Here is a 12,123-nt window from a genome sequence, read left to right as displayed (position 1 = left end):
CCTATATTGGCTACGTAAGCGGTTCAAAGCCATGATGACGCACAGGAGGAAAACATGAGCAATCTCATCCGTCGCGACCCGTTCGACGATCTGCTGCGCGGGTTTTTCGTTCGCCCCGTCGACATGACCGCCGGCATCCAGGGCGAAGCGCCGCAGATGCGTGTCGACGTCAAGGAAGACGAGAACGCGTACCAGGTGCACGCCGAGCTGCCGGGCATCAAGAAAGAGGACATCCACGTCCACATCGACGGCCCGGTCGTGTCGATCAGCGCCGAGCGCAAGCAGGAAAAGGACGTCAAGGAAGGCGAGCGCGTCCTGCGCACCGAGCGCTATTTCGGCAAGGTGTCGCGCAGCTTCCAGCTCGGCCAGGAGATCGACGAAGGCAAGTCGAGCGCGAAGTTCAATGACGGGGTCCTCGAACTGAGCCTGCCGAAGAAGGCGCCGGAACAGGCTAAGCGTCTGACGATCACGTGACGCCCAGCCCGAACGGCGTCTCGACGATTCGCCTGGTTCGCCGGGCGAATTTTTTGTCGAAGCCAGTGCGACATGGCCTTCCCGCAGCCGCGATGCGCATCCATGCTGTCCTGATCGCGTTGCTCGGTTTCAGTGCAACGGTCGACGCCGAAATCCTCCGGGTCGGGCCGCACGAGCCCTTTACCCGTATCGCCGATGCGGCAAAGCACGCCAAGGACGGCGACATCGTCGAAGTCCTCCCGGGTGAATACCGGGCCGATGTCGCGGTCTGGCGACAAAAGCAGATCACAATCCGCGGCGTCGGGGAGCGGCCGGTCCTGATTGCCGATGGAGCCAGCGCAGAAGGCAAGGCGATCTGGGTGATCCGTAACGGGGACGTTCGGATTCACAACGTCGAGTTCCGGGGTGCGAGCGTACCGGACGGAAACGGCGCCGCGATCCGGCTCGAGCAGGGGCGCCTGCACGTCAGCGCAAGCAGCTTCATCGGCAACGAGAACGGCATCCTCACGGCAAACTATCCGGACACCGAGTTGCGCATCGAGGATTCCGTTTTCGCCCAGGCCCCGCACAACGTTGCTTTGCCGCATCTGCTTTACGTTGGTCGCATTGCCCGCCTCGAAGTCACTGGCAGCCGTTTTCACCAGGGTTACGAAGGCCACCTCATCAAGTCGCGCGCCCGTCATAACGACATTCGCTACAACCTGATCCACGACGGCCCCGGCGGCGAGGCTTCCTATGAGCTCGACTTCCCCAACGGCGGCATGACGTTCGTCGTCGGCAACGTCATCGGCCAGAGCGCCACGACTCAGAACCCGGTCGTCGTCGCCTACGGGGCGGAAGGGAACATCTGGCCTGAAAGCGGGCTTTACCTGTCGCACAACACGCTGCTCAGCGACCGGATGACAGGTGCGTGGTTCCTCCGGATCTGGAAGGGCGCCCTGCCGGCGAACACCGAGATCAAGGCAGTAAACAACCTCACTGTCGGCCTCGGCGTATTCACCCTCGGAGCGCACGGAGAGTTCAGCGGCAACATCCCCGCAGTCGCGGCGCTACTCGGCGCCCCCGACATCCTCGACTTCACGCTCTCCTCCGACTCGATCCTGCGCCGCTTCGGCAACCTCCCCGGAGACGCGCAAGGTTACAGTCTCGCCCCGGCCGCGGAGTTCGCGTTGCCAATCGGCACGCGCGCCCTGCAGCCGCCGCAGCGATGGGCTCCCGGAGCCTTCCAGACTTCGGAGTACGCGCCATAGGCTACACGGAGTAAACTTGCCGCCTCGGCCGCCCTTTCGCTCAAGCCCGGCCAGAAATCACTCGCACAGTCGAAGGACCTTTACATGCCCGGTGTCACCAAACCGCAAGACGTCAACCCTGCCCGCAAGGCCGAGATCCTAGCCGAGGCGCTTCCTTACATCAAACGCTTCTTCGATAAGACTGTCGTCATCAAGTACGGCGGCAATGCGATGACAGACCCGCACCTGAAGGACTGTTTTGCCCGCGATGTCGTGCTGTTGAAGCTCGTCGGCCTGAATCCGGTCGTCGTTCACGGCGGCGGTCCGCAAATCGAAACCCTGCTCGCCCGCGTCGGCAAGAAGGGCGAGTTCATCCAGGGCATGCGCGTCACGGATGCGGAAACGATGGAAGTCGTAGAAATGGTGCTCGGCGGCCAGGTCAACAAGGAGATCGTCAGTCTCATCAACCAGCACGGCGGCAAGGCCGTCGGTCTGACCGGCAAGGACGCGAGCTTCATCCGCGCGAAGAAGTTGCTGATGCAGAAGGAAAACGCGCCCGGCGATCTGGTGGACGTCGGCATGGTCGGCGAGATCACGAAGATCGACCCGAGCCTGATCGCGTTTCTCGACCAGGGCGACTTCATTCCGGTCATCGCTCCGATCGGCGTCGGCGACGAAGGCGAGACCTACAACATCAATGCCGATGTCGTCGCCGGCAAGCTCGCCGAAATCCTGAAGGCCGAGAAGCTCGTGCTGCTGACGAACACTCCCGGCGTCCTCGACAAGGCGGGCAACCTGTTGACCGGCCTGACGCCACGCCAGATCGATGACTTGGTCACGGACGGCACGCTGTCGGGAGGCATGTTGCCGAAGATCAGCTCGGCACTCGATGCGGCGCGAAACGGGGTGAAGTCGGTGCATATCATCGACGGTCGCGTCGAGCATGCGCTGCTGCTGGAGATCCTCACCGACCACGGCGTCGGGACGATGATCAAGAGCAAGTGAGCGGACGCCCCATCCCGCTCACATGGGGCGGGCACGTCGTCGCTCGCCCCTCAGGCAGTCCGGTCAGTTCTGCTTCCTTGGCGCCGGATCCTGCCATTTTCCGGCCTTCTCGAGCTTCCCCCTCAAGCCGGGAAGATTGAAGCCTTTCGCATAAGCCGCATGGGCATGCTCCAGCGCGCGATCGTACTTCTTGAGGTCGGCATAGATCAATCCGGCGTTATAGTGGAAGTTTCCGCTGTTTTCGCCGAGCTTCTCTGCAGTTTCCAGCATTTTCAGAGACTTTTCCTTCTTGCCGATCTGGAACAGATAGATGCCGTAGGTCAGAGGGACCATCCCGTCGTCAGGACTGAAACGCATTGCCCGGTCGAACCAGCAGTCGATCGAATATTGCGACCCCCCCGGGCGTGCCTTCTTTTCCTTCACGGCAAGCCGGGCGACAGCATGCAACGCACGGTGATGGTTCGGAAACGCCCGCAGCGTGTACGAGATGTCGCCGCCCACCTTGGATGTCGTGATCCCCGCGCGCAGACTCTCGACGTCTCGATTGAAATGGTGCCTCTCCACGACCGCCAGTTTGTGCTTGTCGGTTCGATAGTCGAATGGCCCATACGGGTTATCCAGCGAACCGCAGATCGCCTCGCCCAGCACCTCGCCCTGCACGGGGGGAGCCGCCGACAGCAAGAAGAGCGCAGCAAGCAACATACCTCCCGAAACCTTCGACGCCTGACTCATCACGACACCTCCCTCACCCAGCCATTTCAGTTGGCACACGCGACAAGTTCCTTCGTACCAACCAGTTCCATGTCGCCAAAGCGACGGCCTCGCGCTTCTCTTCAGATGAAAACGTGTGGTCGGCCGACGGGAAAGCGACTACTGCAGCTCGCCGGTCACTCAACAGGGTCCGCCACCCGGGGCGCTTGCGTGTTTCCAGTTCGAACTCCTTCGCGACGTAGTCGTTCCCGCTGAGGACTACGGCGAATGGAACCTTCGATTTCTCGAGGCTTGCCGACATCCGGTCCGGCAAATCGAGCGCAGCCGCAGAAGCGGACTTCGCACGCGGCGCGCCCGATCCAGATCGGGCCCGGCCCGCCATCGACAACAAGGAGGCGACCGAGGCGCGCAGGGAAACCCGGCCTCCGACCAGCTTTTTCCAGAAGCGCGGATCCGCCAGCCTCTGCCGATAATAGTGCTTGAGGTAAGTCTGCGCCTCACCCGCCTCGGTCCTGACCCACGGGTTGACGAGCACTGCTCCGACAACACGCGAATCCTTCGGCGCATAAAAACACGACGCGCTGGCGCCGTCACAGAGGCCCCAGAGCACGACGCCATCCAGTGTCGGAGCCAGCGCGAAGAGCTGGTCGACCGCTGCCGCGATGTCGCCATCCACGTCCCGGAAGTCGCATGCCGCTCCGGTCGAATCGCCCATCCCGCGATAATCGAAGCGCATGCACACTACTCCGCGCTCCGCCAGAAAACGGGACAGGAGGACGAATTGACGGTGACTGCCCGCACGGTACTGCGGTCCGCCGACGACGATCAGGACGCCGACTCTCGACGGGCGCTCCGGCAGTGCGATCACGCCGATCAGGGTCTCGCTGGCGCAATCGAAAACGACGGCGTCCTCACTGTACTTCATTGCCAACTCTCTTGAGGGCAGCGACGGAGGCATCGATCAACGTCGGGCAGACCTCGATTTCCACGGTTTGCCAGAATCCCGGCCCGGTGATTGCATCGGCCGACCACCGCCCTCCCCGCTCCCGCCAGCGCTCGGCGAGCAGCGCCACTGCGGGAGTGGGCTCAGGGCGTTCCGAGGAAACGACTTCGAGGCTTGCAACGGATCCCGCGAAACCGGACGGCAATTCGAGGCGAGCTTTTTCGAGCCCGCCGACGAGGTCCGGCGACAGCGTATAGCCCGCAATCTCGACGGGATGCCCGGCATGCAACTCCGCCCGTACTGCAGCCATCGTCGCCTTCACGTCGCCGTCCTCCATCATCCGGCTGACCCCCTTTACGCGCAGGAACTGGGTGAGGTGCTGGCGCCCGTTTATGACCGGCTGCCACAACAGCAAAGGCATCGAAGCGTGCTGCGTCTTCAACCAGTCCGAAACCACGAGACTTCCGGCTCGCAGGCTCCAGACGACCGCAGGCCCGTCCGCCCGTTCACGGAGCCATCGCCATGCCACGTCAACGTCAATCAGCCAGCCGGGCCATGTCGCATCGCCGAAGTCGCCGGTGCTGTCACCGCAGCCGCCCAAATCAGCCTGCAGCACCATCCAGCCGCGCTCAGCAAACGCCCACGAAGCAAGCGCTGCCATGCGTCTCGATTTGTTCATCTCCTCGGCAAACGGATGAACGTAAAGGATTGCGCCCCGCGGTTCGCCTTCGGGCGCAGTGACAAGGCAAAAGCGCTTTTCGCCCCCTTCGACGGGGAGAAAGAAAGCAGAACGGCGGACGGGCATCGGCCCGGTCAGCTCAGCTTGCCTGCCACAAAATCGACCAAGGCCCCGACAGTCATGAACGTGGTTCCGTCAATTTCGTCATCCTCCGCGACGATGCCGAAACGCTCCTCCAGCAGATTGATCACTCCGACCACGGCCATCGAGTCCAGCTCAGGCACCGCGCCCAGCAGCGGCGTATCGAGGTCGAAACCGGAAGTGCGCCCGTTCAGGCTCAGCACCTCGTCGAGGATCGACAAGACTTCTTTCTTGATATCCAACGACATACTCCAAATAGCTAGAAGGGCAAAGCACATTATAAGGCCTTGCAACAGGTGGCTGCTATTATAGGCGCCCGTTCGTCCGCCACAACGGAAGACCGTCAGAACCGCCGTCGCCCTCGCGCGGCAAAAGAGAATGTCCATCTGGAGTGCTGTCACGATGAAACGCGTGCTGATGGTTGCGTTCCACTTTCCTCCGATCAAGGGAAGCAGCGGTATCCAGCGCACTTTGCGATTCGTCCGATACCTTCCCGAGTTCGGCTGGGAGCCCATCGTACTCACCGTCGACCCGCGCGCTTACCTCGGCACCGGAAACGATCAGTTACGCGATATTCCTCCCGGCACGACCGTGATCCGCACGCGCGCCTGGGACGCTGCGCGGCATTTCGCGATCGGCAAGTGTTACCCGCAGGTCCTCGCACGTCCCGACCGCTGGATGTCCTGGTGGCTGAGTGCGGTGCCAGCCGGACTCGCGATGATTCGGAAGTACCGCCCTCACGCGCTGTGGTCTACCTACCCCCTGGCGACGGCGCATCGCATCGGCCATACGCTGCAGCGATTGAGCGGCGTGCCGTGGGTCGCCGATTTTCGCGACCCGATGGCTCAGGACGGCTACCCCGAGGACCCTTCGGTCTGGCGCAGCTTCGAACGAATCGAAAGAACGGGCATTGCGCGCGCCGCCTTCAGCACGTTCACGACGCCCAGCGCACTTCGCGATTATCAGCTGCGATACCCGGCGCGGGCCACGCACATGAGCCTGCTGGAAAACGGCTACGACGAGGAAACTTTCGAAGGAACGCACAGCGGATCGCCCCTCGACGCCGACCGGGTGACGCTCCTCCATAGCGGAATCGTCTATCCCAGCGAGCGCGACCCGACTGCACTGTTTGCCGCACTGAAAGAGCTCAAGCACACTGACAAAAGCACGTTCGACCGGCTGCGCATCCGTTTTCGGGCACCGGTGCACAAGGGCCTGATCCAGCAGTTGGCGACCGACAACCACGTTGCGGAGGCGATCGAGATTCTGCCGCCGATCGCCTACCGCGACGCGCTTTCGGAGATGGTGCGAGCGGACGGCCTGCTCATATTGCAGGCGGCGAACTGCAACGCACAAGTGCCCGCCAAGCTGTACGAGTACCTGCGTGCACGACGCCCCATTCTTGCGCTCACCGATCCGGCCGGCGATACCGCCCGCATTGCTCGCAACGCGGGGATCGAGGCCATCGCGCCCCTCGACGACGCGGACGCGATCGGCGATCTGCTGCGACGCTTCGTCGGCGACCGGCACTGCGGCACCTTGCCGAACGAAACCGCGATCGCGGGTGCCTCCCGTCGAGAGCGCACCCGGGAGCTGGCGTTGCTGCTCGAGCGCGCCGCACTCGCCTCCAGCTGACGAAGATGCCGGTCGCCAAGCTTTCCACCAGCATCGAGAAGCTGGGCTGGGGAAACGGCCTGCTGTACGCGTTCGGGCGGGCATTGCAGCGGGCCAGCGGCGGCCGGGCCCGGCTCATCCGCTACGTGCTCGTCGCGCAACCGGTCCCGCCTGCGGCACAGGCACAGTGCCGGCCTTCGGCGAAGAATCCTGTCAGGGCCGTACTATCGGACGATCCGCTGGTGCAGCAGTTCCCCCGGGCGAAATCCGTCGTCACCCGACGTTTCCGCACCGGCAGCACCTGCTTCGCGACCGAATCGAAGGGCGGGTTCTCCGGCTTTTTGTGGCTTGCCCGCGACGCCTACGAGGAAGACGAAGTGCGCTGCCGCTACGAGCTCGCGCAACCGGATTGCAGCGCCTGGGATTTCGACGTCTACGTCGAACCCGAATATCGCATCGGCCGCACGTTTGCGCGCCTGTGGGATGCTGCCAATTCGCATCTCGATGGACAAGGCGTCCGGTGGAGCTTTTCGCGCATATCCACGTTCAATCCGGCGTCGCTTTCGTCGCACTCGCGGCTCGGCGTGCGCAAGCTCTACACGGCGACGTTCCTCTGCCTCGGAAAACTGCAGGTCGCGGTGATCGGCGCCCCGCCCTTCGTTCACTTCAGCCTGTCCCCTGCATCACGCCCGGTCTTGCGCCTCCATCCTCCCGCCGACGGATAACCCGGCGGAAACGAATTGTCGCGTCTTGCCCATCGTGCTTGGGCTAGACTTCCGTCATGAAAGTCGGGCATTCAACCCTTTCCGGCACGGAACGATGAACGCAACCTATCTCCTGCATCACCTCGTTTCAGCGTCTGCCGAGCGCGCCCCCGACGCGCCCGCGCTCACCTTCTCTTCCGACACCCTGTCCTATCGGGCGCTCGCCGACGACGTCGCGTCCTTCGCAGCCGGTCTCGACAGGCTCGGGCTCGCGCGGAGCGAGCGAGTGGCAATCTATCTGGACAAGCGTTTCGAGTTCGTCACCGCCGCATTCGGCACGACCTGCGCGGCCGGCGTGTTCGTCCCGATCAATCCGATCCTCAAGGCCGAGCAGGTCGGATACATCCTCCAGGATTGCAGCGTGCGCGTACTCGTGACGTCGCCGGAGCGTTTCGCGGCGCTTTCCGCGACGCTCGCGAACTGCCACGACTTGCGCCACGTCGTGCTCACCAGCCGTCCGACCGAGCTGCCCACGCTATCCGGCACTTCGGTCCACCATTGGGACGAGCTGCTGGACAGCAGCAAGCGAGCCCCCGCGCCCCGCCTCATCGATACGGACATTGCGGCGATTCTCTACACGTCGGGGAGCACGGGGCGGCCCAAGGGCGTCGTGTTGTCCCACCGGAACATGGTGATCGGCGCGAAGAGCGTCGCGAGCTACCTCGAAAACCGGCCGGAAGACACACTTCTCGCCGCCCTGCCGCTGTCCTTCGATGCCGGTTTCTCGCAACTTACAACGGCCTTCCACAGTGGGGCGCGCGTCGTACTGATCAATTACCTGCTGCCGCGCGACGTGCTCAACGCGGTCACGCGCGAGCGTGTCACAGGGCTCACGGCAGTGCCTCCCCTCTGGATCCAGCTATCGCAGCTGACGTGGGCGGACGACGTCACCGAACATCTGCGCTACATCGCGAATACGGGCGGGCGCATGCCGCTCGAGACCTTGACGAAGCTGCGCGAAATGCTGCCGCGCACGCGTCCCTACCTGATGTACGGCCTCACCGAAGCGTTCCGCGCGACCTACCTTCCACCCGAGGAAGTCGACCGGCGCCCGGACTCGATCGGCAAGGCGATTCCGAATTCGGAAGTCCTGGTGCTCCGCGAGGACGGCACGCCGTGCGCACCGAACGAGCCCGGCGAGCTCGTGCAACGGGGCGCACTGGTCGCCCTCGGCTACTGGAACGATCCGGAAAAGACAGCCGAGCGCTTCAAGCCGCTGCCGGGACGCGAGGCAGGACTGGTGTTGCCGGAGGTCGCGGTGTTCTCCGGCGACAACGTACGCATGGACGAAGAAGGCTTCCTGTATTTCATCGGCCGACGTGACGAGATGATGAAGACGTCGGGCTACCGCGTGAGCCCGACCGAAGTCGAGGAGATCCTCTACGCGACCCGTCTCGTCGGGGAGTGCGTCGCGTTCGGCGTTCCGCACCCGACTCTCGGGCAGTCGATCTGCGTCGTCGCCACGCCGGCGCAGGGCTGCGTGCTCGACGTCGCGGCTCTCCTCACCGAATGCCGCAAGCGGATGCCGGCATACATGGTCCCGGCGCACGTCGAGGTGCGAGAAGGACCGCTGCCGCGCAACCCCAACGGCAAGATCGACCGCAAGACGCTCTCTTCGGAATTTGTCGAAATGGACTCGCCAACCCCATGAGCATCGAGCCAAAACTGCCTCCCGGCCACGCGCCGATGGATCAATTCGACGTCGCAAACGGCGAATTGCTGATCGGCGGCCTGCCGCTCACGCAGCTCGCGGCGCGAGTCGGGCGCACGCCGTTCTACGCCTACGACCGCTCGCTCCTGTCGCGGCGCGTCGCCGAGCTGCGTACTGCGCTGCCGCCGGCCATCGAACTGCACTACGCCATGAAGGCGAACCCGATGCCCGCACTGGTCTGCCACATGGCGACGCTCGTCGACGGCATCGACGTCGCGTCGGCCGGCGAGCTGCACGTCGCGCTCGACGCCGGTGCTGCGCCGCGTGACATCAGTTTCGCCGGGCCGGGCAAACAGGAAAGCGAGCTGCGGCAGGCGGTCGCCGCCGGTATCCTCGTCAATGTCGAGTCGTTCCGCGAGGTCCCGCTGCTCGCCGCGATTTCGGATGAACTCGGGCTGCCGGCGCGCGTCGCGGTCCGCGTGAATCCCGACTTCGAGCTCAAGAGCTCGGGCATGAAGATGGGTGGCGGGCCGAAGCAGTTCGGCGTCGATGCCGAGCAGGTGCCAGCGCTTCTGGTCGAGATCGGCCGCACGGGCCTCGCGTTCGAGGGGTTCCACCTCTTCGCCGGATCACAGAACCTGAAAGCCGACGCGATCGTCGAGGCGCAGCGGAAAAGCTTCGAACTCGCCCTGCGGCTCGCCGAGCACGCCCCGGCCGACGTCGCGTTTCTCAATCTCGGCGGCGGCTTCGGCATTCCATACTTCCCCGGCGAGCAGCGACTCGATCTCGCGCCGATCGCCGACAACCTCGCGTCGCTGCAGGCGCAGGCCTCACGCCAGCTGCCGCACGCTGCGATCGTCATCGAGCTCGGCCGCTACCTCGTCGGCGAGGCGGGCGTCTATGTCTGCCGCGTCACCGACCGCAAGGTTTCACGGGGCCATACCTATCTGGTCACCGACGGCGGACTGCATCAGCACCTCGCGGCTTCGGGCAATTTCGGCCAGGTCATACGCAAGAACTATCCGGTCGCGATCGGCAATCGCATCGGCGTCACCGACGTCGAGGCCGCGTCGGTCGTCGGGCCACTCTGCACGCCGCTCGATCTCCTCGGCGAACGTATGACGCTGCCGCGCGCGCAGCCGGGCGACCTCGTTGTCGTGTTCCAGTCCGGCGCGTACGGCGCGAGCGCCAGCCCGCAGGGTTTCCTCGGGCATCCGCCCATTGTCGAAGTGCTGGTCTGACGCCCGCCCCTCCATGCAAGGCCAGGTCGCCCGCTTCGCCATCCCGCCCGCGGCCTCTCACCGTGAAGGGCGATCGGCGCCGCGCTCCTGCCCCGTTCGCTGCGTCAACGCCCGCGCGCCGCGTGCATGCAGACGGGAAGGCGCGTGTCGATCCAGATCGAGGCACCGCCGATGACTGATGTCGCGATGAGCAGCGGGAAACCCACGAGCATCGTTCGCAGCGCATTCCTGACCGTCGCGATGCGGTGGTCCGACCGCCTGATCGGTGTCGTCAGCATGCTGATTCTCGCGCGGCTGCTCGTGCCGGCCGATTTCGGCATCATCGCAATGGCATCACTCGTCATCGCGTTCGCCGACGTGCTGTTCGAACTGGGCGTGCACGTCGCGCTGATCCAGAACAAGAACGCGACCCAGGCCGACTACGACACCGCCTGGACGATCCGGCTGATCCAGAGCGGGATCTCGACCGCGATCGTTTTCGTTACCGCGCCGTGGGCGGCCGACTATTTCAACGAGCCCCGCGTTGCGCCGGTGATCCAGGCGTTGGCGCTCACCTTCGTTCTGCATGGATTCGAAAACATCGGCATCGTGTCCTTTCAGAAGAACATGCAGTTCGGAAAGGACTTCCGCTTTCTCTTCACGAAGCGCTTCGCAGGCTTCGTCGTGACAATCGTCGCCGCGTGGCTCATGCAGTCGTACTGGGCGCTGGTGATCGGCAATATCGCCGGCCGCACGGTTGGTCTGATTCAGAGCTACACGATGCATCCGATGCGCCCGCGGCCGAGCCTCGCCAAATTCCGCGAAATTTTCGGCATTTCGCAATGGATGCTGGTCGGCAGCATCGGCGGATATTTGCAGGGCAAGCTGCATTCGCTCATCGTCGGCGGACGCGAAGACGCCGGCGTGATGGGTGCCTACTCCCTCGCGGGGCAGATCTCGTCGATGCCGACCACCGAGCTCCTCGCGCCGCTGAATCGAGTGCTGTTTCCGGCTTTCGTCCGCGTCAAGAACGATCTTGCCGAACTGAAGCGCGTATTCCTGCTCGCGCAGGGAGTGCAGACGCTGATCGCGATGCCGGCCGCGATCGGCGTCGCACTCGTCGCCGAAGATCTCGTGACCGTGTTTCTCGGCGAAAAATGGCGCATCACCGTGCCGTTCATCCAGATCTTCGCAGTGATGGGTTTCCTCAGGGCCATCACGACAAGCGGTTCGTACATCCTTCTGACCTTCGGCAAAACTCGCTTGACCGCGCTCAGCGCATGGGGACAGGTCGTCCTGTTCGCCGCGCTCGCGCTGCTCGCCTTCCCGGACGCGGGCGCGCTCGGCATCGCCAAGGTGCGTCTTGCCGTGGCGCTGACCGGTTTCGTCGCGTTCATTGCGCTGTTGCTTCAGCAATTCAAACCGTTGCGGCTCACCGACATCCTCACCTCGATTGCCCGGCCGGTCGGCGCCGTGATCCTGATGGGATTCGCCGTTTTTTACACTGCAGAGGCGATAGCGTTGCAAGGTCCCCTGTTGCTTGCCTCGAAGGTACTGGTCGGCGCGGCGACTTATTCCGTCACCATCCTCGTGCTGTGGTGGCTTGTCGGCCGACCCGACGGCGCCGAATCGTATCTGCTGGAAAAGTTGCGCGGTTTGCGCAGACACCGCGCTTGAACCCCGGGCGGCGCC

12 protein-coding genes are annotated in these 12,123 nt (G+C 64.0%); 8 read left to right on the top strand and 4 right to left on the bottom strand.

Annotated elements, in window-relative coordinates; genetic code table 11:
- The first annotated feature begins 54 nt into the window (after window positions 1-54).
- From GO608_RS06625 to argB, 3 genes are all read left to right on the top strand, one after another.
- Complete coding sequence (locus tag GO608_RS06625; protein WP_169199048.1) at window positions 55-474, top strand: Hsp20/alpha crystallin family protein; 420 nt, start codon at window positions 55-57, stop codon at window positions 472-474.
- Window positions 475-566: 92 nt separating this feature from the next.
- Window positions 567-1,724, top strand: a complete 1,158-nt coding sequence (locus GO608_RS06620) for a right-handed parallel beta-helix repeat-containing protein (protein WP_169199049.1) — start codon at window positions 567-569, stop codon at window positions 1,722-1,724.
- Window positions 1,725-1,808: 84 nt separating this feature from the next.
- Window positions 1,809-2,708, top strand: coding sequence for an acetylglutamate kinase (gene argB / locus GO608_RS06615; RefSeq protein ID WP_169199050.1), 900 nt, complete (start codon window positions 1,809-1,811; stop codon window positions 2,706-2,708).
- A 63-nt stretch (window positions 2,709-2,771) separates the two neighbouring features.
- On the opposite strand, the gene GO608_RS06610 is transcribed toward argB, so the two are convergent.
- The 4 genes from GO608_RS06610 to GO608_RS06595 are packed head-to-tail and all read right to left on the bottom strand — an operon-like array spanning window position 2,772 to window position 5,430.
- Complete coding sequence (locus tag GO608_RS06610) at window positions 2,772-3,479, bottom strand: tetratricopeptide repeat protein (RefSeq protein ID WP_169199051.1); 708 nt, start codon at window positions 3,477-3,479, stop codon at window positions 2,772-2,774.
- Entirely contained in the window at window positions 3,454-4,377 is a 924-nt protein-coding gene (locus tag GO608_RS06605) for a hydrolase 1, exosortase A system-associated (protein WP_247002913.1), read from the bottom strand. The genes GO608_RS06610 and GO608_RS06605 overlap by 26 nt, the downstream gene beginning before the upstream one ends.
- A complete protein-coding gene (locus GO608_RS06600) occupies window positions 4,331-5,167 on the bottom strand; it encodes a hydrolase 2, exosortase A system-associated (RefSeq protein ID WP_169199052.1) in 837 nt (278 codons plus the stop codon). The genes GO608_RS06605 and GO608_RS06600 overlap by 47 nt, the downstream gene beginning before the upstream one ends.
- 8 nt (window positions 5,168-5,175) lie before the next feature.
- On the bottom strand, window positions 5,176-5,430 hold the full coding sequence (locus tag GO608_RS06595) for an acyl carrier protein (RefSeq protein ID WP_169199060.1): 255 nt from the start codon (window positions 5,428-5,430) through the stop codon (window positions 5,176-5,178).
- Window positions 5,431-5,584: 154 nt separating this feature from the next.
- Here GO608_RS06595 and GO608_RS06590 point away from each other — a divergent pair, with 154 nt between their 5' ends.
- From GO608_RS06590 to GO608_RS06570, 5 genes are all read left to right on the top strand, one after another.
- A complete protein-coding gene (locus GO608_RS06590) occupies window positions 5,585-6,817 on the top strand; it encodes a glycosyltransferase (RefSeq protein ID WP_169199053.1) in 1,233 nt (410 codons plus the stop codon).
- A gap of 5 nt (window positions 6,818-6,822) precedes the next feature.
- Window positions 6,823-7,521 carry a GNAT family N-acetyltransferase gene (locus GO608_RS06585; RefSeq protein ID WP_169199054.1) on the top strand — a complete coding sequence of 233 codons (699 nt, stop codon included), beginning with the start codon at window positions 6,823-6,825 and terminating at the stop codon, window positions 7,519-7,521.
- Between the two features lie 94 nt (window positions 7,522-7,615).
- On the top strand, window positions 7,616-9,211 hold the full coding sequence (locus GO608_RS06580) for an acyl-CoA ligase (AMP-forming), exosortase A system-associated (RefSeq protein WP_169199055.1): 1,596 nt from the start codon (window positions 7,616-7,618) through the stop codon (window positions 9,209-9,211).
- On the top strand, window positions 9,208-10,452 hold the full coding sequence (locus GO608_RS06575) for a pyridoxal-dependent decarboxylase, exosortase A system-associated (RefSeq protein WP_425532291.1): 1,245 nt from the start codon (window positions 9,208-9,210) through the stop codon (window positions 10,450-10,452). Before GO608_RS06580 ends, GO608_RS06575 begins: the two co-directional genes overlap by 4 nt.
- Window positions 10,453-10,596: 144 nt before the next feature.
- The gene (locus tag GO608_RS06570) at window positions 10,597-12,108 is read left to right on the top strand and encodes a lipopolysaccharide biosynthesis protein (RefSeq protein ID WP_247002911.1); all 1,512 of its coding nucleotides are present in this window, start codon (window positions 10,597-10,599) and stop codon (window positions 12,106-12,108) included.
- Window positions 12,109-12,123: the final 15 nt, after the last annotated feature.

The sequence above is a fragment of the Aromatoleum buckelii genome, from assembly GCF_012910785.2.
Taxonomy (GTDB): Bacteria; Pseudomonadota; Gammaproteobacteria; order Burkholderiales; family Rhodocyclaceae; genus Aromatoleum; species Aromatoleum buckelii.
Note: the sequence above shows the minus strand (reverse complement) of the source record. Positions and strands in the feature narration are given on the sequence as shown.